Consider the following 23,390-nt stretch of genomic DNA (forward strand, 5'->3'; position numbering starts at 1 on the left):
AGACTCGATGATCGGCCTCAGACCGCGACGCCCTGCACGAGGCTGAACGGTGACGCCGTCGCAACCACCTCGGTGAGCCGGAAACCCGCCTGCTGGTAGAGCTTTCGATATTCGTCCGCGGTGCGCTCGCGCGCGGCGATGCCGATCAGCATCTCCATGTCGATCCACTTGGCGAGGAATTCCCGATCATGGTCCGGGATAACGGCTTCCACGAGCAGCAGCGTGGTACCCGGGGCCGCGGCGGCGCGGATGTTGCGCAGGATCGTCAGGGCTTGCTCATCGGGCCAGTCGTGGATGATGTTCTTCATGATGTAGAGATCGGCACCGGCCGGTGCACTGTCGAAGAACGAGCCGGACACGATTTCCACCCGGTCGGCAGTTCCGTACTTGGCCAACAGTTTTGGTGCACCCTCGACCACCTGGGGTAGGTCGTAGAGGATGCCGCGGGCCGCGGGTGCCGCTTCTAGGATGGCCGAGAGCAGCCGCCCATGGCCACCGCCGACGTCGGCGATCGTGGCGAACCGGGTGAAATCGAACCCCGCCACCACCGGGGCGATCGCGAGTTCCGAGACGCTGGTCATCGCGTCGTTGAAGATCTCGGCGAGTTCGGGGTCGGAGTTCAGGTAGTCGAACGCCTCCATGCCACGCATCTTCGGGATGACGGCCTCGCCGGTCCGTACCGCCTCGCCGAGTTGGCTCCAGTGTTCGCGGTGTTGCGGGGAGCCGACGAATCGGGCCATCCCGGCGATCGAGACCGGGGCATCGGTGCGCAGCGGGTCGGCCAGGGCGTTGAGGGCGTAGCGCCCGTCGCGGGTGCGCCGGAAGATGCCCTCACTCACCAGGGCCCGCATCAGCCGGTTGAGGGTGTCGGGGTTGGCGTCGACCCGGCGGGCCAACTCCTCGGGTCGCAGCGGGCCGTCGGCCAGCGCGTCGGCAACGCCGAGCTGGACCGCCGCGGTGATCCCCTGGGCCACCCACGCGTTGAGGATGGTCTCGAGCAGCACGGCCGGTGGCGGAGCCGACCGCTGATGCAGTCGACGCAGGTGATGACGGATGCGATCGACGGCACGGACCAGCCCTACCGGGGGCACCTTGGCGGAAGTCACCGCCAGACTGTAGACAAAATTTGCCGCGTTCGGCGCGTTCGCAGCTATGCCAGGGTTGACGTGTGCTGAAGAAACTGACGTTGCTTCCGATCTTGCTGTGCGTTGCTGCCCTGATGTCCGCGACGGTGGCGTCGGCCGACCCGGTTTCGGCGGTACCCGACGGGCCCGCCATCGCAAAGTCAGCCGTCGCCGACGTGACCAAGCAACTCGGCAAGCCCGCCACGCTCAATGTCTCCACGCTCAACGAGTCGCAGGGCTGGGCCTTCGTCTGGGCCAAGATCACCGATCCCAGCGGGCGGCCCATCAGCTACGACAACACTCCCTTCGCCGATGCCGCGGCCGAGGGCGGGAAGTCGAAGAGCTATGCCGGTCTGTTCCACTCCGACGGCGGTGTCTGGAAGCTGGCCACCAGCAGTGTCGGCCCAACCGATGTCGCATGGACCTCGTGGAGCAGCGAATACTCCGCGCCGGCATCGATTTTCAACCTGTCGGGGGCGTAACGGAATTTGCTTGGGCGGGTCGCTCGCAGGTGGGTTTGTGCACGTCAGCGGTGCGAAATTCATGCAATGACCGGGCTGTGTGTTCGGGTAGCATTCGCCTAGCGACGTAACGAGGGGGTTGTGTTGATCGTGGGTGCGCCTTACCTGTCATCAGGGTCTTCGCTTGATTTCGCGCGTTGGACGCTGAGACAGGGCAGGTGACCACGTGACCGAAACCTTGCGGATTGACACCGCACTGGTAACTGCCGCAGGCAGCAAGCTGGCGGGGATTGCTGGCGAGCTCCCGTCGGCGCCGGCGGTCACGAAGCCCACCGGTTCCGATGCGCTGTCCGCGGCGATCGCGGAAAAGATGCCCACCGTGGTCGATCCGGTGGTGGCCAAACTGCCACAGGTCAAGCAGGCCCTCACGAAGTACGCCGACAACGTGACGAGCGCGGCCAGCAAGTACGAGACCACCGACGAGCAGGCCGCCCAGACCGTGCGCAAGGCGTTTGGTCTCGTCGACGATGCGTCCGGTCAGGGTGGCGGTTCCCCTGCCGCCCCTGGCGGCGGAGGTGGTTCGTCGCCCGGCGGTGGCGGTGGCGGCCAGAAATCCGGCGGCGGTGGCAAACATCATCGCGGTGGCAAGGGCGACGGCAAGGCGACGCCGGGCTCGACGCCCGACGCGGCTGGGGCGAACCCGGCTGCTGCGGCCGCTACGCCAGGCGGTGATCAGTCCGGCATGGGCCAGATGGGCCAGATGATGCAAATGCCGATGCAGATGGCGCAGCAGGCCGCGCAGGTGCCGACGCAGATGATGGGCGCGCTGGGGCAGATTCCGCAGACGGTGCTTCAAGGTGTGCAGGGCATAGTGGAAGCCGCCAAGCAAGGGGCGGACAAGCCCGGCGAGGACGGTGCCGACAAGGACAAGCAGGCCGAGGATCAGAAGCAGAAGGATCCTGCCGCCGAGCACAAGTCCGATGGAGCGGCGGCAGGCCAGCCCAAACCCGCCGAGCACGCCCCGGCTCAACATCCGGCCCAGGCTGCGGGTCCTGCGCCAAGTTCTGGTGCCGAGCGGGCACCCGTGGCGCCGACCGCGCCTCGTCATGCTCGACCGGATCCGAGCTCGGAGATTTCTTTGTGATTGATCGGTTTGTTGGTGCTGTTCGGACTGTAGGGGTCGCTCGATGACATTGCCGCCACCGCCGGGTAATTCGCCGCAACCGCCGTACGGCGGGGGTGGCGGTGATCCGTTCGGACCGCCTCAGGGTGGACCGGGTGGGTCCTATCCGGGTCCGCCGCCAGGCGGCCCAGGTGGCACGTATACCGGCCCGCCGCAGCAATCCGGACCGCCTCAGCATCACGCACCGTCATGGCAGGCCCCGCAGGGTGCCCCGCAACCACATTGGGCCGGCGCACCTGCCGGGCCTCCCGGTCAGCCGCCGAAAAAGGGTGGCAACGGCATGAAGTGGGCGCTCGGCGGTGTCACCCTGATCGCCGTCATCGCGATCACCGCAGCGGTCTCCATCGCGCTTACCAAAGGCAGCGGTGGCGGCGGCAATGGCACTCCGACTGCATCCGCGTCACCGTCTGCCACTGCGTCGGGGACTGCGAGCAATAGCGATTTTGCGAGTGCCAATGACACGGGACCCGTGAATATCATTAAAGACGAGCCTACTTGTGCAGCATGGACGCCGATCAACAACACACTCGCAGGAATAGAGCAAAAGAGCTGGGCTAAGCGAGACACGTCAGTTCCGGCCTCAGACTGGACTCCGGAGTTGCGCCAAGCGTATCAAGAAGTCGGGCAAGCTATGCAGAATGCGGCTAAGCAGACAGCAGAGCTTGCAAAAAAGACGCCTCACCGCGTCATGCGCGAGTTGTACCAACAGTTCATCGCCTACGGCAGCGCATACGCGGATACTCTTGATAACTATGTTCCCGAAAATAACAATTTGGTAATTGTGGTTGGAGCGGTATCTTCGGCAATTTCGGGTGTATGTGGTTCTATCGACTACGGCTCGGCCGCATCTCGGACGCTGTCGTTGCCCGTGCCGGATCCTCCAAATGTGGAGATCGTCGCAACCGGAAATTCAGAGCGATTTATAAAATCTCCTGACTCGTCGTGCGGTGACTGGAGCAAGCTGATTGAGGATTTTAAATCTGCAACTACGGGATGGCACGATGTGGACTCTGCACTCCCCGCGAGTTCGTGGAACGCTGAGCAAAAGGCTGCCGTCGAAGCGGCAATTCCGGTGATGCAGGATTCAGCGAAAGCTATTGAAGATCTCGGTCGCAGAAGTAAAAACTCTACCGTTCAGGATTTCGCTGTCCTCGCCGCACAATATCGCCGAGCATATGCCGACGCGCTACCGACATACGTGCCTGCCGATTCCTATTTGTTCTCGACTTCCGCTAATGCTGCATTCACGATAAGTGCTGCGTGCAAGGCGGCGGGGGGTTAATTTCGGTGACTATCGCTAAGCCGCCCGATCCTCACGGATTGACTGATCCTCCGGCGTGGCCGGAGATGGATGAGGACATCTTGCGCACCTATGCCGAGATATTCAACACCGTTTCGAAGACGGTGTCGGACAACATCGATAACCTGAAGCAGCAGCGGGCGCAGATATTCGATGGCGTTGGCATTTGGTCAGGCGGGGCGGCGGGCGTCGCTAGCTCAACGCTCGATCATAGAATCGGCGAGTTGGGTTCCATTAAGGGATTGCTCGACGCGGCAACCAAGTTCTTTAACGATGCTCACGACGCAATTGTTAGCGCGAAGAATCAGATCATCGAAATTGTGGGAGTTGCGAATAAGCTCATTGATGCGGTGCAGAATGATTCTGATATGAAAGATGAGGACAAAAACTCCGTAATAAAAGACATCGTCGACGCAGCGAAACTTGGGATTAAAGAGGCTATAGCTACCGAAGCGGGCAATATCACCGGGCATTCTCCCGTTGGTGATTCGGATTCAGGTCCGGGTGGTAACGCATCAAATATTCGCCAGGCGGGCAATCCATCGCTTCCCGGTAAAGACGAAAACACTGGCAGTGTGAATCTATTGAATTCGCCACCCTCATCACATGGTGCTACACCGGTTGTTCCTGTCGGAAAAGAGAACAACGGCGGTGGCGAGAATGAAAAGTATTCGAAGCCCGAAGAACACGGTGATACACCGGTTACACCTGTCGATAAGGACCACAATGCGGAGGGGCAAAATCAACAGCAGCCCGATGATGCCGCATCGGTTCCGAACACTACCGATCATCTCCCGCCCGTAACCATCCCAGGCGTCCCCGGCCCTCCCACACACCACGTCCCAGGCGTCGGCGCACCTTCGGTCGTCCCGGTCGGCGGTGGTGGCGCACCAGGCGGTCCCGGCGCGCCGAGTACCGGATCTCCAGGAGGGACGCCGAGTTCTCCGTCTTCGCCGAATATGCCGGGCAATCTCAATCCCGCAGCGCTGAATCCGCAACAGCAGCAGCTCAATGACTTCACGAAGGCGATGAGTGACGCTGCGGCGAAGGCTACTCAGCCTTTGACGCAGACCGGACCTCCGGTGAACCCGACTGCGGCAGCGTCGACTCCGCCGACACCGCTGCAGGCTCCGCCGCCGGCAGCTGCGCCACCTCCTCCTTCGCCGTCGGCTCCGGCCGCGTCCGCATCAGCGTCGGGCGGTGGTTCGGGTTCGGCTCCGGTGAATGCGAATGTGAACGTCAACTCGTCTCCGTCGTCGCCGATGCCGTTGGCGCCGGCACCGTCGGTTCCGTCGGCGGGTCCGTCTGCTCCCGCCGGATCTAGCGGTGGCCCGATGGGTCCTGGCGTGATGCCGACCGGCGCGTCGCAGGGCGCAGGCGCCGGTGCAGTTCCTCCGCCGCCTGCTCCGGTTCCGGTGTCCGCGGCTCGGATGGAGCGGGACGCCATCGCCGTGTCGTCGAGTGCCGCTGCGCTGCAACGCAGGCAAGCGGGCAACGACCCATTGGCTGTCGCACGTCGAATCGGTGCCGCGCTCAACATGGGGCACACGAAGGACCCCGGCTTCTACTGGGTCACCGGCTTGACCAAGGACGGCGCGATCGTGGTCGCCAATACCTATGGGCTGGGCTACATTCCGGACGGTGTGAAGCTGCCCGAGGCGGTGAAGCTGGCGAGCGCAGACGAGTCCATCCCGCCGGGCGTGCGGGGGAGCTGGGCGACCTATCCGATCGTCGCGCTGCACGGTTGGGCACAGCATCACGACACAACGCTGCGGGCGGTTATCGCAACCGAGGACCAGTTCAAGGGATTCGATCCCGGTGCGGCCCCAATCATCTTGCAGCCCGACGATATTCCAGAGACTGGCCAGATGCAGGGCCGGGACCGGTTGACGGTGATCTCACCCGATGTGTCGGCCCGTCTGATGAAGATGAGCGATGCCGCGCTGATGGAGTTGCTGCCACCGGCCTCCGTGGATATCGAAGGGCCGCAGAACCGTCGCGTTGAGCTGCTGCTGGAGGTGTTCCGCCCCCTGCTCAGCAGCGATCCCGGCCGTGTCCCGGTACAGCTGGAGGCGATGGTCGGCTATGCCGACCACATGCAGGAACTGGCAATCCACAGCGCGCACACCGCCGCTGACGGTGAGGCTCAACGCTCGGCGATCGCAGACTGGCTGTACTGGCAGCACGTGGGCGTGCTGACCTCCGATGCGCTGGCAGGCGCGAGTTGACGCTGCCGTTCGATGACGACGATTCTCTGCGGTACCCGCCAACCCCGGTGATGCCGGAATTGTTCGTCGATCTGGATCTACAGCTGTTCACCGCGACTGACGAGACCGCGCGGTGGGCGGCGCTGGTGGCAGGCACCCGTGAGGTCCTGGACCGGTTCGCGCACCTGGCGTCGCCGAAGGTGCGGGTATCCACCGGCCCAGAAGTGGTACTCAGTCGGCTCGACGCGTGCGTGCAGGGTTTCGCCGCCAACGGCGCTGAACGGTTTGCGCAGTGGCTGCGGACCGTCGTCGATGTGCTGGAAGCCCATGCTTCCCTGCAGCGTCGGTGTGCGCAGGACATCCGCGCGGCAGGCAACGACGAGGATGCGACCGCCGCGATCATCGTTGCTGCGGAGTCGATCAATTCGGCGGCCGACGCGATAGCCGAGTATGTGTTCGCGGCATTTCCACCCCGGCCCGACGGGCATCCCGACTACGCGCTGATGGCCCAGGCCGGACTGTGCCTGGCGGCCGAGACTCACCGGATTCCGTTGCGCACGCAGTTGGACGGAGCCGGCGGAGCATCGGGATCTGCCGAGTTCAATCCTTTTGTGGCAGCGCTGTTCCGGTTGGAGTTGGCGACCCATCGCCGGTTGTACCGATTGTTTTACGAGCTGTGCTTCCACGTAGGTTTCGATTTGCACGATAACCCCGACGTGCGGTTTGAGACACCCGATGGTGTCGACCGCCAGGGCCTGTGACGAGAGGAATGTGAGCGATGGGGAACGTTCACGTCGATACGACGGTATTGACCAGGCGCGCAAGCCAAGTGCTGAACATGCCGTGGAAGACCAAAGTGTCGCAGGCTCAGGCTCCGGACAGTGTGCCGCTGTCGGTCACGGCGGTGGCCAATCTCAACGCGTGTGCCAATTCTCTGATGGCGTACCAGAACTGCGGCCAGCGGCAGAGCGAGCGGCTGGCCGGGATGCTCAATGACACCGCGAAGCTGTACGACGACGTCGACAGGCAATACGCGGGTCGACTGGGTGATCCGGGACGACTGCCCGCAATTGATGCGATTCCGACGCCGCAGTCGTCGATTCCGCCGCCGCCCTTGCCCGAAGCGCCGACGCCACCAGCGATGGTGAGTGCTGCGGGATACAGCACGGTCGAGCAGAACGATCAACAGCTCAACAGTGGCCCCGGTACCGGCTCCTTGGATTCCGCCATCACGGACTATGAGGATGCGGCGAAAATGCTTACACGCGTCGAGAAGCCGCACTTCGAGAACTGGGAAGGCACCGCGGCGACGGCGGCGATGAACCGGTTCGATGAGTTGTACGAATGGCTGGGCGAGCTGAGCACGAAATGGAATGCGCTGGCCTCGGACGCCAAGCAGATCAAAACGGCCCACGACACGGCCGTGTCTGAGCACGCGCCGATTTTCGAGTCATACAAGAAGTGCATTGAGAAGCTGCAGGAACTCATGAATGATCCGAATGCAGATCCGGCAGTAGTGGCGATCCTCACTCAAATGCTCACCAAGCTGCAGCAGGATTCCAACGATGTCCTGGAAAAGTACGCCAGGAGTGCGTCGTTCAGCCCGCCCAACGTATCCGATCCGCCATTCGCGTCAGGACGCACAGGTAATCCATCTGCTGGCCAGGCCGGCGGGAAGGAAGGCGGCCCCAAGGAAGGCGGCGGCGGTGGCGGAGACAGCAAGGACTCCAAGGGCGACAGCCCTCAGGTGTCGCCCGCGAGCGCTGATCCCAATGCGGCACAACAGAAATCCGGATCGCCCGCTGGCGGCGGATCCCCTGCGGGCGGAGGCTCGCCGTCCGGTGGATCGCCGTCGGGCGCCGGGGCCGGAGGGGCGCCGTCGGGTGGTATGCCCGGGGGAATGCCGAACGCGGGTAAGCCGAATCTGCCGAAGCTCAACGAGCCGTCGCTGAAGCCTGCCAGTCTCGGTGGCGGCGGTGGTGCCAAGGGCGGCGGTGGTGGTGGCGGGGGCGGCGGCATGCCCAAGATGCCGCTCGGGCCGGCGGTCGGATCGGAGTCCGTTGCCCCGACTCCCGCCGCTGCGAAGGCGGGCGGCCCCGGGGCTGCGGGCCCGACGCCTGCTGGTGCAGGAATGGGCGGCGGTGGCATGGGTGGTGGCGGTATGGGCCACGGCGGCGGTCAGCAGGGCAAGGAAAAGCGTCGCGACCCGAACCTGTCGCCCGACGAAGACCTGTACAAAGAAGATCGCGCGTGGACCGAACCTGTCATCGGCCGTCAGACCCCGCAGCGGCGAAAAGCTCCTGACGGCAAGGACAGTGGCAGCTGACGAGACTGAGCTACTCTGCGGTGGGCTGAAGGTGCGGCGTTGCCGTGACACCACGTAAGACGCTGCGCGCCAAGGCGTTCGCCGTGCCGACGGCGTTACTCGTTGCCGCAGTTGCGGCGTGCGGTCCGACCGCTCACAGCCCTCAACAGAGGGACGCCTCGATGAATGCTCCGGCGAGCAAGACCACGTCCAATCCGGTGCGGCATGACCTTGAGCCGATGACCAGACGCTTCCCGGCATTGGGCTCGCCCGCGACGGCGTCGTGGGTGAGCGGAGACATGGGTGATCCGAGCGTGCCGGGACCGTCGCTGTACTGGATCGACGCGGTCGTCGAGCTGACGGCAGAAACGGCAAACGATCTGAAGCAGCGATACCAGCCGGTTCCGACGACGGCAGCGCCGGAGGTGTGGAACACCTTGACCGAATGGCTCCCGAAGGGTGGCTATCTCGCCAGCGATCAGCTGGATGCGGCCTTCACGACGACGAAGCTGAAGTCGAAAGCGTTTCTGGCAGCAGATATCCCGGTGGTTGTCATCAGTGCCATCGGGGAGTAGCCGAAAGCCCCCGCCGCGTCAGCGACGGGGGCCCGGCACAAGACCTCAGAGTGCGGAGACTGTCCCCGTCAAGTGTGGGTAGCCCTTGGACAGGTTGCGCAGGGTCAGTTCCCAGCCGTCGCTGTCCCGTGACACGTAGAGCCCCGCATTGGCGGGCAGGACCACGGGCTTGGCGAACCGCACCGAGTACTTCACGGCGTCGGGCAGCTGACCTTCGATGTTCGCCAGAACCGCTGCTGCGCTGAACATTCCGTGAGCGATGACCGTGGGGAAGCCGAACAGTTTGGCCGCGATGGCGTTGGTGTGGATCGGGTTGTGATCCCCGCCGACATCGGCGTAGTGGCGGATCTGCCCCGGCGTGATACGCAGGATGGCATTCGGCGGCCCGAGCTTGGGCTGCTTCTGCGGCGGCGGTTTCGGTTCGTCGGACAGGCTGGTGCGCTGCTGGTGCAGGAACGTCGTCACCTGATGCCAGGCCAGGTCATTGCCGACCTTGAGATCGGTGACGATGTCGACCAGCAGACCCTTGCGGTGCTCGCGCAGGTTCTCCGCATGTACTGTGGCGCTGACGGTGTCGGTGACCGAGATCGGCCGGTACTGGGTGATGTGGTTCTCGGTGTGCACCGAACCCATTGCGGCAAACGGGAAATCGAATCCGGTCACCAGTGACATCACGGTGGGAAAGGTCAGCGCGAAGGGATAGGTGAGCGGTAGCGTGTCGCCGAACCGCAGCCCTGTCACCTGTGCGTACTCCGCGACGTTGGCCGGGTCGATGGTCAGGTCGTCGACGGTGATGGTGCGGGTGGGCAGGGAGTCGGAGCGCGGGACGAACGGGAGTGCCCCTACTACTGCGCGCAGCATGTTGTTCACGCCGTCACGCCCCCAGCATGGCCTGGCCGCACACCCGAATCGTGTTGCCGGTCACGGCATTCGACGCGGGGTTGGCGAAGTAGGCGATCAACTCGGCGACATCGACGGGCTGGCCGCCCTGGAACAGCGAGTTGAGCCGTCGACCCACCTCGCGGGTCGCCAGCGGAATGGCCTCGGTCATCTTGGTCTCGATGAAGCCGGGCGCCACCGCGTTGATGGTGATGCCCTTGTCGGCCAGCACCGGGGCCAGCGCATCGGTGAGCCCGATCATGCCGGCCTTGGTGGTGGCGTAGTTCGTCTGGCCGCGGTTGCCCGCGATGCCGGCCATCGACGAAAGGCCGATCACCCTGCCGCCCTCGCCGAGCACGCCCGCGGCCACCAGGCCCTCGGTCAGTCGTTGCGGCGCAAGCAGATTCACGGCGATCACCGCATCCCAGCGGCCCTCGTCCATGTTGGCCAGCAGCTTGTCGCGGGTGATGCCGGCGTTGTTGACCAGCACGTCGACCTTGCCGCCGTGGTGCTCTGCGACGTGCGCGGCGATCTTGTCGACGGCGTCCTCGGCGGTGACGTCGAGCGTCAGTGCGGTCCCGCCGACCTTTTCGGCCACCTTCGCGAGGTCCTCTGCGGCGCCCTCGACATCGACGGCCACGACAGCGGCGCCGTCACGCGCGAACACCTCGGCGATCGTCGCGCCGATGCCGCGGGCCGCGCCCGTCACGACGGCGACCTTGCCGTCGAGCGGCTTGTCCCAGTCAGCCGGTGCGGTGGAATCGGCGGCGCCCACCCGGAACACCTGTCCGTCGACGTAGGCGGACTTCGCCGAGAGGATGAAGCGCAGGGTCGACTCGAGGCCGGTGGCGCCGGGCTTGGCGTCGGCGGCCAGGTACACCAGGGCGACCGTGGCGCCCCGACGCAGCTCCTTGCCGAGGGACCGGGTGAAGCCTTCCAGCGCGCGCTGGGCGATCTGCTCGTGCACGGCGCCGGCCTGTTGCGGCGTGGTGCCGACGACGACGACGCGGGCGCACGGCGCCAGGTTGCGCAGCACGGGCGTGAAGAACTTGTACAGCTCCTTGAGGCCCGCCGCGTCGGCGATGCCGGTGGCGTCGAGCACGACCCCGCCGAACGAGTCGGCCCAGCGGCCGCCGATGTTGTTGGAGACGACGTCATAGTCCTCGGCGAGCGCGGCACGCATCGGTTCGACGACGCGTCCGTTGCCTCCGATCAGCAGCGACCCGGGCAGTGGCGGGTCGCCGGCGCGGTAGCGGCGCAGGGGCTCGGGCTGGGGCACGCCCAGCTGCTTGGCCAGGAAGGATCCCGGCCCGGAGTTCACAATCTGAGAGAGCAGGTCGGTAGCCATACCTACGAACTTACTCCAGAGTAAGAACAGTGGGTAATATGGCCCGGGACAACCCGACAGTGGAGGGCAAACAGATGGCCAACAACACGACCCGGCGACGCGTTGCCGTATTGGGTGGCAACAGGATTCCATTCGCGCGGTCCGACGGCGCTTACGCGAACGCCTCCAACCAGGACATGTTCACCGCGGCTCTGGACGGGCTGATCGACCGCTTCGGCCTGGCAGGCGAGCGGCTCGGCGCGGTGATCGGCGGCGCGGTGCTCAAGCACAGCCGTGATTTCAACCTCATGCGTGAGTGCGTGCTCGGCAGCGCACTCTCGCCCTACACCCCGGCGTTCGACGTCCAGCAAGCCTGCGGCACAGGCCTGCAGGCAACCATCGCCGCCGCCAACAGCATTGCCCTGGGTCAATACGAATCGGCTGCCGCCGGCGGCGTGGACACCGCGTCGGACGCCCCGATCGCTTTCGGCGATGACCTGCGCCGCGTGCTGCTCGGCCTGCGTCGCGCGAAGTCCAACGTCGACCGGCTCAAGCTGGTCGGCAAGTTGCCGGCATCGGTGGGCGTCGAGATCCCGGTGAACAGTGAGCCGCGCACCGGCAAGTCGATGGGCGAGCACGCTGCGATCACCGCCAAGGAGATGGGCATCAAGCGCGTCGACCAGGACGAACTGGCCGCCGCCAGCCACCGGAACATGGCCGCCGCCTACGACAGCGGCTTCTTCGACAACCTGGTCACGCCGTTCCTGGGCCTGTATCGCGACAACAACCTGCGCGCCGACTCGAGCGCGGAGAAGCTGGCCAAGCTCAAGCCGGTGTTCGGGGTGAGGCTGGGCGACGCCACGATGACCGCGGGCAACTCGACACCTCTGACCGACGGCGCCTCGGTGGCGCTGTTGTCCAGCGAGGAGTGGGCCCAGGCGCACGGGCACGAGCCGCTGGCGTACTTCGTCGACGGTGAGACGGCGGCCGTGGATTACGTCAACGGCCCCGACGGTCTGCTGATGGCCCCCACCTACGCCGTGCCCCGTCTGCTCGCCCGTAACGGCCTGACGTTGCAGGATTTCGACTTCTACGAGATCCACGAGGCATTCGCGTCGGTGGTGCTGGCGACCCTGACCGCGTGGGATTCCGCGGAGTACTGCAAGGGCCGCCTGGGTCTGGATGCCGCGTTGGGCACCATCGATCGGTCGAAGCTGAACGTCAACGGCTCGTCGCTGGCCGCCGGGCACCCGTTCGCGGCGACCGGCGGGCGCATCGTCGCCCAGCTGGCCAAGCAGCTGGCTGAGAAGAAGAAGCAGACCGGGCAGCCGGTGCGCGGCCTGATCTCGATCTGCGCGGCCGGCGGACAGGGCGTTGCGGCCATCCTTGAGGCCTGAACCGTCCTGACCAGGCACGATGCCCACGGGGAAAACATTCGAAAAGTTTGTTTTCTGAGTGTGTAACGGCCTGTCCTAGGACATCGATACACGGGTAGCTCCGTGTTGCCGTCTGACCCCCCGACCCGACGGCAACACGGGGCCACCTTCAAACTTCCGTTGAACTCCGGTCGAATTTCCTCTGGTCTGAGGGGTACTCGAGGCGTAGGCTCGACCGTACGACGGGTTCGGGAGTGACTGATCCGAAGAGTCGGTCGAAGAGGTGAAAGACCGGCGGCGCGAGACCGATTGAGACGCCCTCACGTGTCCTCCCGAACCCGCCCTTTTTTTGTCTCCGCCCGCATAGCGTTGAGACCATGCAAACCAGCGTTATCGGATCCCTCAGTGACACCCGTGGCCGCTCACCGATCGACGCCACCGTAGAAAATCTGGCGCAGTTGCGCGACGAGGGTTTCCGGCGGGTGTGGATGACCCAGATGCCCTACGAACCCGATCTGCTGACGGTGCTCGCTGTGGCGTTCCGTGAGGTCAGTGACATCGAAGTCGGCACCGGCGTCATCCCCATCCAGAACCAGCATCCGATGCTGCTGGCCCAACGCGCTCTGACGCTGAACCTGATCGGCGGCGGCAGGTTCATCCTCGGCCTCGGCATGACCCATCAGGCGGTCACCGAAGGCATGTGGGGCATCCCCTGGGACAAACCGGTCCGGCGCCTGCGTGAATACCTCGACGGGCTGCAACCGCTGCTCAATGGCGAGGCGGCCGACGCGCCGGGGGAGACCGTCACGACCCGCGGTTCGCTGCAGATTCTCGGCGCGACCGCTCCCGACATCTACATTGCCGCCCTGGGCCCGCAGTTGCTCAAACTGGCCGGGCGCCGCACGGCGGGCACCATCACGTGGATGACGGGCCCCACCACGCTCGCCCAGCATGTTTCGCCGACGCTGCGCGAGGCCGCGCAGGGCCGCTCGGTGCGCGTCGTCGCCGCGCTACCGGTCAGCGTCACCGACGATGTCGCGGGTGCCCGCGCGCAGGCTGCCAAACAATTCGCGATGTACGGGCACCTGCCGTCCTACCGGGCGATGCTCGACCGCGAGGGCTATGCGGGCCCGGAGGACGCCGCGATCATCGGTAACGAAGCCGAGGTCGCCGAACGGATCGAGGCGCTCGCCGGCGCTGGGGTAGACGAGTATGTCGGGGTGGTGTTCGACGCGTCGCCCGAGGTCAGGGCCCGCACCCGCGCTTTGCTGCGCTCCATCGACAGCTGAGGGTGTGGCCAGCCACACCGCATATTGGCTGGACTGCACCATCGCCCGGTGCGATGGTGTCCGGCAACCATGGGGAATGTGACTACCACCGCGATCGCACCGACCGCCGCTACCGACGACTGGCGCCGAGTCCTGCGCACGCCACTGCGGGCGCGAGCCTGGCGCGCCTACCTGTACTTTCTGCTGATCAGCATTCTGGCCGTGGTCGGTGTGGTCTACCTGTTCGCGACCGGTTTCGTGTCGGGGGTGCTGCTGGTCACCCTGGTCGGCATCCCTCTGCTGGCCGTCGTCGTGCTCACGGGACGACGATGGAACGCGCTCTACCGCGCCTTGGCCCGGTTGGTCGGAGTCAGCATCGACGCGCCAGCGCCCTTCGCCAGGCCGGCCGGGTTGGCGCAGACCGTGGCAGCAGCACTGACCGATGCCGTCGGCTGGCGCAGCCTGGGCTTCCTTGCGTTGCAGAGCATCGTGATGACCCCGGTGGGCTACGCGGTCCTGGTCGGCGTCGTGATGGCGGTGAGCCTGGTGGCCTCCCCGGTGATCTGGGCCGTCACGGGGCAAGCGGTGGTGAGTTTCGGCGAGCCCGTCGAATCGCTCGGGGTGTACGTGTTGTTGGCGCTGGGTGGGTTGATAGCGCTGTACCTGCTGGGCTGGCTGATGCTCGTGATCGTGCGGGCCCATGTCTGGCTGGCCGGCACATTACTGGCCCCGCCGGCCCGCGAACGCAGGGTCGCCGAACTCGAAAGGGCGCGTGCCGATGTCGTCGACGACGCAGCCGCCACTTTGCGCCGCGTCGAGCGTGACCTGCACGACGGCACCCAAGCTCGACTGATCGCCGTCGCGATGACGCTGGCGCGCGCCGAGGAGCAGCTCACCGATCCGAAGAAGACCGAGCGAGCACGCAAACTGGTGTCGGACGCACTGGCCAACACCAAGGACACCTTGACCGAGCTGCGCGATATCGTGCGTGGAATACGGCCTCCTGCTTTGGATCTCGGACTCGGACCGGCCGTGCAGACCCTGGTGGCCCGCAACCCGATCCCCGTCGAATTGGTCGACGACATCGCGGTGCGCCCGTCATTGGGGGTGGAGACCCTGGCATATTTCTGTGTCGCCGAATTGTTGGCGAACGTATCGCGGCACTCCGGAGCCACCCAGGCCACCGTGTGGTTGCGCAGTGACACCGAGGAGTTGCGGATTGCTGTGGCGGACAATGGTTCCGGTGGAGTGCAACCGGGCAACGGGTCGGGTCTGACGGGCTTGGCGGAGCGGTTGCGCATGGTCGACGGGCGCCTGGACATCGACAGCCCGGCCGGTGGGCCCACCACTGTGACCGCCGTCGTGCCCTCGGGTGCTGAGCGATGACCCGGCTGGCCATCGCCGAGGACAATGCGATCCTGCGGGACGGGTTGACGCAGCTGCTGGTCGAACGCGGACATGACGTGGTGGCCAAGGTTGGCAGTGCCGACGAGATACGGGATATCGCCGAGACTTTGAGCCCCGAGGTGTTCGTCGTCGACATTCGGATGCCGCCGACGTTCACCGACGAGGGGTTGGTCGCCGCCGTCGCATTGCGCCGTTCGCACCCGCAGATCGGTGTTCTGGTTTTTTCTCAGTGGGTGGAAACTCGTTATGCCGCTGAACTTCTGGCCGGGAATCCGGCGGGCGTGGGCTATCTGCTCAAGGACCGGGTGGCCGATATCGCCGAGTTCGATGCGGCCGTGCGACGCGTCGCCGCAGGCGGCACCGCCCTGGACCCCGAGGTTGTGCGCCAGCTGATGGGCAGCCGCCGCGGCGCCGACACCCTCGACCGGCTGACCGCCCGCGAACACGAAGTGCTCGCACTGATGGCCGAGGGGCATTCCAACAGTGCTCTGGCCGAACACCTTTCGGTATCGGAGCGGGCAGTGGAAAAACACATCGGCAGCATCTTCACCAAACTGGACCTGCCGCCGTCGGCGGCGCATCACCGCCGTGTGCTGGCGGTGGTGACCTACCTCAATTCCTAACGCGACCAGACACAGACTCGCACAAATCAAGCCGGTTGCGTGCGAGTCTGTGTCTGCTCGCGGAGGGAACGTCAGCGGTCGCGGCGGCGCCACCACCACACGAGGCCGACCACCGCAAGCACTCCGACCACGGCAGCGGCAGGCACTGTGGGGGCGGATTTGGCCGCGTCGGTCGCCGCGTGCGCGCGTTCGACGACGGCCTCCTTGGTTTCGGCCGCCTTGTCCTGAGCGCGGCCTTTGACGTCCAATTTGTCGGACATGGCGGCGACCGTCTCGCTGAGCTCGCTGCGCGTCTTGGCGATGTCGGATTGCAGTTCGTCGATTCCGGCATCTGGACCCGGTTCCTGGGGCAGTCCATCAGCGTGTGCCATGCCGCGCCTCCTTGATGTCGTCGAAGTCGTGCTTGATGCTGCCGGCTGATGCGGCGGCCGGCGGCGGCACCTGTTGGGCTTGTCTGCGGCTGACCAGCGCAGCGACTCCGGCGGCGACGAACAGCACGGCGGCGACGATGATCGCGGCAGCCCAGACGGGCAACACCAGCGCAATCGCTGCGACCACGGCGGCGATTGCCGTCATGAGACCGAGCACCGCGAGCAGGCCGGCGGAGCTGATCAGTCCGGCGCCGATTCCGGCGTGCCGTGCGGATTCGTGGAATTCGCGCTGGGCCAGCCGTATTTCGTCACGCACAAGCCGCGTCGTCTGCTCCTGTAACTGTCCGACGAGCTGAGGTATGGACGCTTCGCTGATGGGTTTCTGTTGAGTGGTCATTCGGTGGACCCTTCTGCAGGCGTTCTGCTACTCCACAGCAGTGCCCGACACCGCGCCGCCCGAAACGTGTGTTTGCATCCGTTCTGGGTATCCACGGGGTCACCGCGAACGAAGGAGGACTCGTGAGTCGTACGTCGAAAATGTTGTACCTGCCGCTGTCGATCGCGACGAGTGTGGCGAGTGGCCTGCTGGCCAGCGCCTTGTTCAGCCAGGTCTGGAAGCGTATCGACGAACCCGATCAAGAACCGCCCGATCCCAAGGATCTCGATCGCCCGGCGTCCAAGGCGTTGACGGCCGCGGCCATCCAAGGCTTGGTGTTCGGCTTCGTGCGGGCCGCCGTCGACCGGGCAGGCGCCAAGGGCTATCACGCCCTCACCCACGAATCCCCGGTGTAAAACTAACTGCGCGAATACAACCCGTTCAGCGCCCAGATGGTCAGATACGCCAACCCGAAGAACGCGGCCACGGCCATCGCCACCCCGGTCGACTGCACGTAAGCCAACGGTGAGCGCACCCACTCGAACGTCGCCGCCATGACCGCGTCGGGACGGGTCACCAGATCCCATGAGTTCCACCGTTGGAACCGGCCGATCACGACACCGACCGCGCACAGACCCACCGACAGGACCGCGACCAACCAACCCCAGACGCTGCCGAAGGTGCGTTCGATTCGCTTGTGCACCAACAACAGTGACACGACGCCGAGCAGGATGCCGGTCCACGCGGCGAAGCCGTACTGCAATACGTGCCGCCACAATTCGTAGCCCTCGCCGAGGTGCACCAGATCGGTGACGAGGTAGGGCGCGTTGGGGAGGAATGCCAACCAGCCAAGGCCCAGCGGCAGCAGCCACAGGCGGCGCTCGACGAGGTCGAATGCCACCGCGAAGATCATCGGAATCCACGCCAGCACCAGGTTCCACACCAGGAACTTGGTGGGGTAGGACAGCGGGGCGGCGGGATCGGTGATCCCCAGAGCGAGGGTCAGCGCCGTCGTCGCCATCAGGGCGACGACCAGCAGGATGCCACGGGCTTCGGTCATCGCACCAGTTTGCCGGGTCCCGGTCAGAGGTGACGCCGGGGATCGCCGAGAACGCCACACTGCGGGCATCGGTGCAATGCGGCGTCCCCACGGCGGCTGGGTGGTCCGAAAACCAGACAACTGCGTGCACTTCTGCGACAACAAGCTCGTCGTCGACCCCAACGGCACGCACTGGATCGGTGCGTCCATCGGCCAAGGGGACATCGACTGCGCCAAGGTGCTCGATACCTTGCGAGAACGCGCAACTCGACTGCGCCGAATCACGTTCGAGGTCGAGTTCGAGCAGGGGTCCGATCCGATCGAAATCGCCCGCAAGAAAGAGATCCGCGCGTGCGAGGAGAGCATCAGCTATCTGCGCGACGTGCTCGGGGTCGGGGTGCGCAACCGCTGATCCACGTGCCGGCACCACTAAAAGGTGCTGTACAGGCCGCCGTCGGCGTAGACGACTTGGCCGGTGATGTAGGTGTTCTGGCGGCTGGCGAGCCAGGCGACTGGCCGAGCGATCTCATCCGGGGTGGCGGCCCGGCCCAGCGGCAGACGGCCGCTGGAAACGTACCCGTCGGTGAACCACGGTTGTGCCAGCCGCTCGTCGGTGCACATGGCCGTGCGGACGAAGCCGGGCGCCACCGCGTTGACGAGTACGCCACGGCGCGACCATTCTGCGGCCATGGTGCGAGTTGCATTGTCCAGACCGGCCTTTGACGCGTCATAGGGCAGACAGCCGATTGCGCCTGCGCGCCCGTGGATTGACGTGATGTTCACGATGCGGCCGTATCCGCGCTCAAGCATGCGGCGCCCCACGGCAATTGAGAGTTCGATGGGGGCCACGAGGTTGACCGCGAGCACTCGCTCGATCTCGGGACGTCTCAGGTCCTCTGCAGGGGTATCGACGCTCACTCCGGCGCAGTTGACGAGCACGTCGAGTGGCTTGCCGCACGCCGCCTCGGCTTCATCGACCAGCCCGTCCATGTCTGCCGCGACGAGGTCTGCGGTGATCAGATGGTCTTCGGCGCCGGACGCAGTGCCGGTGTTGTCAACGCCGACGACCGTCATTCCGAGTCCCTTGAGCTCTGTGACGATGGCAGAGCCGATTCCGCCGGTGGATCCCGTGACGAGGGCGACGTCTGGGGCTAGGTTAGAATAATCACTGCAGAACATACACTCATAATATCTGTTGACTGGTCTCGGATTGACCAGTCCGGAGGGGCAAATGTCGATTTCCTGGGACGATGAAGCCATAGAGCAGGAACGCCTGCACGAGCGGGTGGCCCGCAGGATGGCTCGTGACATTGTGTCCGGCCGACTGCAAGAGGGCGACATCGTGCCTCCTGCTGAAGTGATCGCGCAGAAGTTCGCGGTGTCACGCACGGTCGGCCGCGAAGTACTGCAGGCGTTGTCCGCCGCTGGGCTGATCGACGTCAAGCACGGCCGCAAGTCGACCGTCGCGCCCGCCAAAGATTGGCGTTTTCTCGAAGATCTTGTACAGCAGGCTATCTCGCGCGAACAGTTGGCGGGCTCGTTGGCGGCGGATCTCTATGAGGTGCGCCGTTTGGTCGAGATTGCGGCCACCGAGATGTGCGCGGCGCGGGCGAGCGACGAGCAACTTGAGCACATCGTGAGCCTCGCGCAGCGAATGCATGACGAGGCTGAAGACGACGAGGACGCGCCGCTCGACCTGCGTCGTAGGGTCGCCGAGGATCTGGAGTTCCACGGAGCCATCGCTGAAGGTTCTGGAAACTTGGTCCTGGCAAGGCTTGTCGCGGATGTCCGACGCGAACTGGTTCCCACCTGGGCTGTGGACCAACTGGACCTGGGTGAGGTGCGCGATGTACACGACGCGCACCTGACCATCGCCAAGGCGTTACGCAACAGGGACGTGGCGGCGGCTCGAAGCGAAATGGCGCGGCATTTGGATTGGTCGATCGGGACAACGCTGCGCCGCGCGCTGAGCGAGGAGCAACTCGAAACGGTTGACGACCGCTGGCGCCCGGATTGGCGGACGACGAAAAAGCCCCGGCAACGCTAGATCTGAGAGATCTGGTTGCCGGGGCCGGTGAAGCGCAGTGTCGCTACGGGGCCAGAGCGATGGCGTCGATCTCGACCAGGATGTCGCCGAGGCTCGAGCCCACCGTCGTACGCGCCGGGCGATGAGTGCCGAAGCGCTCACCGAAAACGGAATCGAATTCGGCCCAATCCCGTTCGACGTCTTCGAGGTGCACCGTGACCTTGACGACCTTGTCGAGGTCCGAACCGGCGGCTCGGAGCACGGCCTGCAAGTTGTCCAGAGTGCGTCGCGTCTGCTCTCCGATTCCTGTGCCGATGACTTCGCCGGTCTGCGGGTCGACGGGTGCCATGCCTGCAGTGAAGACGAAACCTGATGCGACAACGGCCTGTCCGTACGCGCCTGCGGGGCGTGGTGCGAGCGGGGTGCTGATGATGTCCATGAATGATCCTTTCGTGGCGGTTAGAAGTACGTGTGTACGTACCTGACAACGCGGTTGTCAGCGTCGATGACGGGCAGGGCCCGCCATTTGTCCATGGTGGTGCAGGGATGTGAAAGACCCAGTGCGACAACATCACCGACCGATAGGTGAAAATCGAGAGGTATCTCAAGGTACGCGTGTTGGTCGTTGAGTTCTGTGATGGTGCCTGAGGCCGTGCGCTCGGCACCTGAATGAGGGTCGATGACGCGTAGTGGTATCGGCAGTCCCAGGTCGAAACCGATGTCACGGCGTCCGGCATTGAGAATGGCTAGTTGGGCTTCGGGGCGCGAAATCACCTGGGCCCAAACCTCCAACGCAGGCCGCAGGCCTCTACTCCACGAGAAGCTGGGCGAACTCGAGGCGTAGAACTCGTGATCGTGCAACAGGTAACACCCACTGCGCAGCACGGTTGTGACCGGTCGCGTCAGCGCCCAGCCGTGGCCGAGCTCTTCGGCTACAAGGTCGAAGAACGTGCTCCCACCACAGCTGACGACAACGGAATCACGGTCGCAACCAAGCATGCCTGCTGCATCCAGTTCCTCGGTCATTGCGCGTAATCGGCGAAGATAGGCCGTCACCGCGGTTTCGACTTCAGTCGTCCGCTGCGCGCCGACTGTCCCTTCATATCCCGCGATGCCGGCAATCGACAGTCCCGCGTCGACCGCAGCGCGCGCGACCGTGTGTGCCGACTCCGCGTCACGCACGCCCGCTCGGCCGCCCGGATGGCCGATCTCGATGAGCATTCCGACTTGGCTTCCAACTCCGGCCAGATGTCGTCCGGCCACCTGGGCTCCGACGACGGAGTCGATGAACAGATAGAACTCGAACTGCGGATCGTCCTCGAGCTGGCGGCGCACCCACCGCAGGAACTCGGTGTCCAGTGACTCCGTGGCCAATACGAGTCGGCGCATGCCCCAGGCCCGCGCGTGGCGCAGCTGCGATGGTGACCCGACCGTGAATCCCCATGCCCCATGGGACGTCTGCAGTTGCGCGAGCTCCGGCGACATCGTGGTCTTCAGGTGCGGTGCATGCGCGATCCCGAAGCGCTTGCAGACCTCGGCCATCAGCTCGGCGTTGCCCCGCAATGCGCAATCGTGAATCACCGCGACGGGCCACATGAACCCGCTGGCCAGCGCGCTCACCGGCGCGGCAGTGAGGTGAGAAGCGTTGTCGGGCAATCCTTTGAACAGCGTGTCGGCGCCGGCGTGCGCGATGTCGGCATCGCTCGATGGTTGTGCTGTCAAGGCTCCCTCAGCTTCGCTTAGTAGTCACAGTAGCTTTCACTATCATCATCATATAGTATCTCTTCGTCGTACAAATTTAGCCGAAGGAGTTCACATACATGGCCGACCGACTTGCCCTCGTCACCGGCGCCGCCTCCGGGATTGGCCGCGCCAGTGCACAGGCCCTCGTCGAGGCAGGGTGGCAGGTGGCCTTGGCCGACCGCGACCCCGCCGTGGAAAACGTCGCCTCGGAAATGGGTGCGGTAGGGACGATCCTCGACGTACGGGACACCGCTTCTGTTGATGCTTGGGCGAATTCGCACCAGGATGCTGTCGCCCTGGTCAACTCTGCGGGAATTTGCGCTGGCGAGTACCTCATCGATTCCACCGATGAGGACTGGAACACCGTCATGGACATCAACCTGATGGGTTCGGTCCGCGTGCTCCGGGCGTTTGCCCGCAACCGCGTTGCTGCAGGCGGTGGCGGAGCGGCCATTCTGATCGCGTCGAACAACGCATTCTGGCCGTGCCGCAGCATCAGTCAGTACTGCGCGTCGAAGGCGGCCGTGACGATGCTGGGAAAGACTGCGGCGTCCGAACTCGGCGAGCACCAAATCCGGGTCAACGTCGTGGCTCCCGGCGAGACAGACACTCCGATGACTCACGAAGCGCTCGAAGATGAAGATGAGATGCGGGAGATCGTCCGGCGTACGCCGCTCGGCCGCATCGGTTACCCCTCCGACATCGGGGCAGCCGTGCGCATGCTGCTTTCCCCTGATTCGTCGTGGATCACCGGCCAGCTGATCTCAGTGGATGGCGGAATCAGTCTGCGCGGCGAGTCCGACCTCAATCCCGTTCACCAGGAAGGCTGAGTTGACCTGTGAATCAACGTGTCTCGCAAGCCGGCATTGAGACCACATTGCGTGCAGACTCGATTCTGAGCGAATCGGGCATACCTGCCGAACTGATCCCCGCGCCGAGTCCTCGACAGTTCGCCGACGGCGCCGATTTCCGCATCGAAATTCCATCAGTCGAGGGCCCGCAGGTCCTGCGAGCCGTCCTGGACGAAGCGGACTCGCGCGGTGTGACTGTCAACCGAGTCTCGCAAGGAAGCGGGGCGATGACACTGAGTGTCGCCGAGCAGACCGAACTCGCGCACATCGGGGCAGATCGGGCGATCGAGGTATGCCTGTTCGTTGGGCCCCGCGAGGAGTGGGGGATAGCGGCGATGTCACGTGCCGCCGACGGCGGCGCCATGCACGGGTCGGTTCGCGGATTGAGGCAGCTGCGCTATGCCGTCGAGGACGTGTTCCGTTCGATCGAATGCGGTATTCGTAGTTTCTTGATCGCAGACCTTGGGCTCCTCGACGTCCTGGTCGGTGCACAGCGAGCAGGATCCATCCCGGGCGATGTGGTGTGGAAAGGTTCGGTCCTGTGCGCGCCGTCTAATCCAGCGTCCCTGGCACTGCTGGAGCGGCTGGGCGCCACGACGGTGAATCTCCCGACGGACATGTCGATACACGAGCTGGCCGAGATGCGTGCCGTGACCAAAGCCCCGCTCGATCTGTATGTCGAGGCTCCCGATCCGATGGGCGGAGTGGTGCGCGGTGAGCAACTCGCCGACCTGATCAGCATCACCAGGCCGCTGTACGCGAAATTCGGGCTCCGAAATTCGGTCGGGCTGTACCCAAGTGGCTTGCATCTGGTCGATGAGGCATCCGTCATCGCCCGCGAGAAAGTCCGTCGCGCCGCTGTGGCACTGGAGTGGTCGGGTCGTTGTGGCGTTGGGTTCACGCAGACTGTCGGGGCTGCCGCCGACCTCGGCATTCCCGTACGGTAACC

General features: G+C 64.9%; 25 protein-coding genes. 16 read left to right on the top strand and 9 right to left on the bottom strand.

The genetic code is table 11. From position 1 onward, the window contains the following. Positions 1–17: 17 nt before the first annotated feature. The gene (locus tag A5784_RS01735) at positions 18–1,106 is read right to left on the bottom strand and encodes a methyltransferase (RefSeq protein ID WP_064941733.1); all 1,089 of its coding nucleotides are present in this window, start codon (positions 1,104–1,106) and stop codon (positions 18–20) included. Positions 1,107–1,168: 62 nt separating this feature from the next. On the opposite strand from A5784_RS01735, the gene A5784_RS01740 reads away from it, so the two are divergent. The 7 genes from A5784_RS01740 (at position 1,169) to A5784_RS01780 (ending at position 9,155) form a co-directional block, all read left to right on the top strand. Further along, complete coding sequence (locus A5784_RS01740) at positions 1,169–1,606, top strand: hypothetical protein (protein WP_232005907.1); 438 nt, start codon at positions 1,169–1,171, stop codon at positions 1,604–1,606. A 205-nt stretch (positions 1,607–1,811) separates the two neighbouring features. Continuing rightward, on the top strand, positions 1,812–2,729 hold the full coding sequence (locus A5784_RS01745; RefSeq protein ID WP_082944606.1) for a type VII secretion target: 918 nt from the start codon (positions 1,812–1,814) through the stop codon (positions 2,727–2,729). A gap of 319 nt (positions 2,730–3,048) precedes the next feature. Continuing rightward, positions 3,049–4,050 carry an ESX-1 system-associated protein gene (locus A5784_RS38070; RefSeq protein ID WP_156750321.1) on the top strand — a complete coding sequence of 334 codons (1,002 nt, stop codon included), beginning with the start codon at positions 3,049–3,051 and terminating at the stop codon, positions 4,048–4,050. Between the two features lie 65 nt (positions 4,051–4,115). Continuing rightward, positions 4,116–6,296 carry an EspK C-terminal domain-containing protein gene (locus A5784_RS38075; protein ID WP_156750322.1) on the top strand — a complete coding sequence of 727 codons (2,181 nt, stop codon included), beginning with the start codon at positions 4,116–4,118 and terminating at the stop codon, positions 6,294–6,296. Next, the gene (locus A5784_RS01770; protein ID WP_064941741.1) at positions 6,293–7,036 is read left to right on the top strand and encodes a hypothetical protein; all 744 of its coding nucleotides are present in this window, start codon (positions 6,293–6,295) and stop codon (positions 7,034–7,036) included. The genes A5784_RS38075 and A5784_RS01770 overlap by 4 nt, the downstream gene beginning before the upstream one ends. A 17-nt stretch (positions 7,037–7,053) precedes the next feature. Continuing rightward, entirely contained in the window at positions 7,054–8,601 is a 1,548-nt protein-coding gene (locus A5784_RS01775) for a PPE domain-containing protein (protein WP_156750323.1), read from the top strand. 44 nt (positions 8,602–8,645) lie between these two features. Continuing rightward, positions 8,646–9,155, top strand: a complete 510-nt coding sequence (locus A5784_RS01780) for a hypothetical protein (protein WP_156750324.1) — start codon at positions 8,646–8,648, stop codon at positions 9,153–9,155. Between the two features lie 45 nt (positions 9,156–9,200). Here the strand turns inward: A5784_RS01780 and A5784_RS01785 are convergent, their stop codons facing one another. Both A5784_RS01785 and A5784_RS01790 read right to left on the bottom strand, forming a co-directional pair. Then, positions 9,201–10,016, bottom strand: a complete 816-nt coding sequence (locus tag A5784_RS01785; RefSeq protein WP_064941844.1) for a MaoC/PaaZ C-terminal domain-containing protein — start codon at positions 10,014–10,016, stop codon at positions 9,201–9,203. Between the two features lie 13 nt (positions 10,017–10,029). Further along, positions 10,030–11,382 carry a 3-oxoacyl-ACP reductase gene (locus A5784_RS01790; RefSeq protein ID WP_064941747.1) on the bottom strand — a complete coding sequence of 451 codons (1,353 nt, stop codon included), beginning with the start codon at positions 11,380–11,382 and terminating at the stop codon, positions 10,030–10,032. 74 nt (positions 11,383–11,456) lie between these two features. On the opposite strand from A5784_RS01790, the gene A5784_RS01795 reads away from it, so the two are divergent. The 4 genes from A5784_RS01795 (at position 11,457) to A5784_RS01810 (ending at position 16,035) form a co-directional block, all read left to right on the top strand. Next, positions 11,457–12,758: an acetyl-CoA C-acetyltransferase gene (locus A5784_RS01795; RefSeq protein WP_064941846.1), complete on the top strand. Its 1,302-nt coding sequence runs from the start codon at positions 11,457–11,459 to the stop codon at positions 12,756–12,758. Positions 12,759–13,114: 356 nt separating this feature from the next. Beyond that, positions 13,115–14,026 (top strand): TIGR03564 family F420-dependent LLM class oxidoreductase, encoded by a 912-nt coding sequence (locus tag A5784_RS01800; protein WP_064941749.1) that lies wholly within the window; start codon positions 13,115–13,117, stop codon positions 14,024–14,026. A gap of 69 nt (positions 14,027–14,095) precedes the next feature. Then, positions 14,096–15,391 (top strand): sensor histidine kinase, encoded by a 1,296-nt coding sequence (locus A5784_RS01805; RefSeq protein ID WP_064941751.1) that lies wholly within the window; start codon positions 14,096–14,098, stop codon positions 15,389–15,391. Next, a complete protein-coding gene (locus A5784_RS01810; RefSeq protein ID WP_064941753.1) occupies positions 15,388–16,035 on the top strand; it encodes a LuxR C-terminal-related transcriptional regulator in 648 nt (215 codons plus the stop codon). The genes A5784_RS01805 and A5784_RS01810 overlap by 4 nt, the downstream gene beginning before the upstream one ends. A 71-nt stretch (positions 16,036–16,106) precedes the next feature. On the opposite strand, the gene A5784_RS01815 is transcribed toward A5784_RS01810, so the two are convergent. Then, complete coding sequence (locus A5784_RS01815) at positions 16,107–16,406, bottom strand: DUF3618 domain-containing protein (protein ID WP_064941755.1); 300 nt, start codon at positions 16,404–16,406, stop codon at positions 16,107–16,109. Then, the gene (locus A5784_RS01820; RefSeq protein WP_064941757.1) at positions 16,393–16,803 is read right to left on the bottom strand and encodes a phage holin family protein; all 411 of its coding nucleotides are present in this window, start codon (positions 16,801–16,803) and stop codon (positions 16,393–16,395) included. Before A5784_RS01820 ends, A5784_RS01815 begins: the two co-directional genes overlap by 14 nt. Positions 16,804–16,925: 122 nt before the next feature. Between A5784_RS01820 and A5784_RS01825 the strand changes: the two genes are divergently transcribed. Further along, positions 16,926–17,198 (top strand): DUF4235 domain-containing protein, encoded by a 273-nt coding sequence (locus tag A5784_RS01825; protein ID WP_197514595.1) that lies wholly within the window; start codon positions 16,926–16,928, stop codon positions 17,196–17,198. A 2-nt stretch (positions 17,199–17,200) separates the two neighbouring features. On the opposite strand, the gene A5784_RS01830 is transcribed toward A5784_RS01825, so the two are convergent. Continuing rightward, positions 17,201–17,842 carry a DUF1361 domain-containing protein gene (locus tag A5784_RS01830; RefSeq protein ID WP_064941761.1) on the bottom strand — a complete coding sequence of 214 codons (642 nt, stop codon included), beginning with the start codon at positions 17,840–17,842 and terminating at the stop codon, positions 17,201–17,203. A gap of 76 nt (positions 17,843–17,918) precedes the next feature. On the opposite strand from A5784_RS01830, the gene A5784_RS01835 reads away from it, so the two are divergent. Next, on the top strand, positions 17,919–18,233 hold the full coding sequence (locus tag A5784_RS01835) for an IolE/MocC family protein (RefSeq protein ID WP_064941763.1): 315 nt from the start codon (positions 17,919–17,921) through the stop codon (positions 18,231–18,233). A gap of 17 nt (positions 18,234–18,250) precedes the next feature. On the opposite strand, the gene A5784_RS01840 is transcribed toward A5784_RS01835, so the two are convergent. After that, positions 18,251–19,162 (bottom strand): SDR family NAD(P)-dependent oxidoreductase, encoded by a 912-nt coding sequence (locus A5784_RS01840; protein WP_156750325.1) that lies wholly within the window; start codon positions 19,160–19,162, stop codon positions 18,251–18,253. Here A5784_RS01840 and A5784_RS38080 point away from each other — a divergent pair. Then, entirely contained in the window at positions 19,053–19,868 is an 816-nt protein-coding gene (locus A5784_RS38080; protein WP_064941766.1) for a FadR/GntR family transcriptional regulator, read from the top strand. The genes A5784_RS01840 and A5784_RS38080 overlap by 110 nt on opposite strands. Positions 19,869–19,911: 43 nt before the next feature. Here A5784_RS38080 and A5784_RS01850 read toward each other — a convergent pair whose 3' ends face one another. Further along, positions 19,912–20,286 (bottom strand): Rid family detoxifying hydrolase, encoded by a 375-nt coding sequence (locus tag A5784_RS01850; protein WP_064941768.1) that lies wholly within the window; start codon positions 20,284–20,286, stop codon positions 19,912–19,914. Positions 20,287–20,306: 20 nt separating this feature from the next. Beyond that, positions 20,307–21,569 (bottom strand): type III PLP-dependent enzyme domain-containing protein, encoded by a 1,263-nt coding sequence (locus tag A5784_RS01855; RefSeq protein ID WP_064941770.1) that lies wholly within the window; start codon positions 21,567–21,569, stop codon positions 20,307–20,309. Between the two features lie 98 nt (positions 21,570–21,667). Here A5784_RS01855 and A5784_RS01860 point away from each other — a divergent pair, with 98 nt between their 5' ends. Continuing rightward, complete coding sequence (locus A5784_RS01860; RefSeq protein ID WP_064941772.1) at positions 21,668–22,420, top strand: SDR family NAD(P)-dependent oxidoreductase; 753 nt, start codon at positions 21,668–21,670, stop codon at positions 22,418–22,420. A gap of 248 nt (positions 22,421–22,668) precedes the next feature. Continuing rightward, entirely contained in the window at positions 22,669–23,388 is a 720-nt protein-coding gene (locus A5784_RS01865) for a U32 family peptidase (RefSeq protein WP_197514597.1), read from the top strand. The last annotated feature ends 2 nt before the right edge of the window (positions 23,389–23,390 follow it).

The sequence above is a fragment of the Mycobacterium sp. 852013-50091_SCH5140682 genome (assembly GCF_001665685.1).
In the GTDB taxonomy this organism is placed as follows: Bacteria; Actinomycetota; Actinomycetes; order Mycobacteriales; family Mycobacteriaceae; genus Mycobacterium.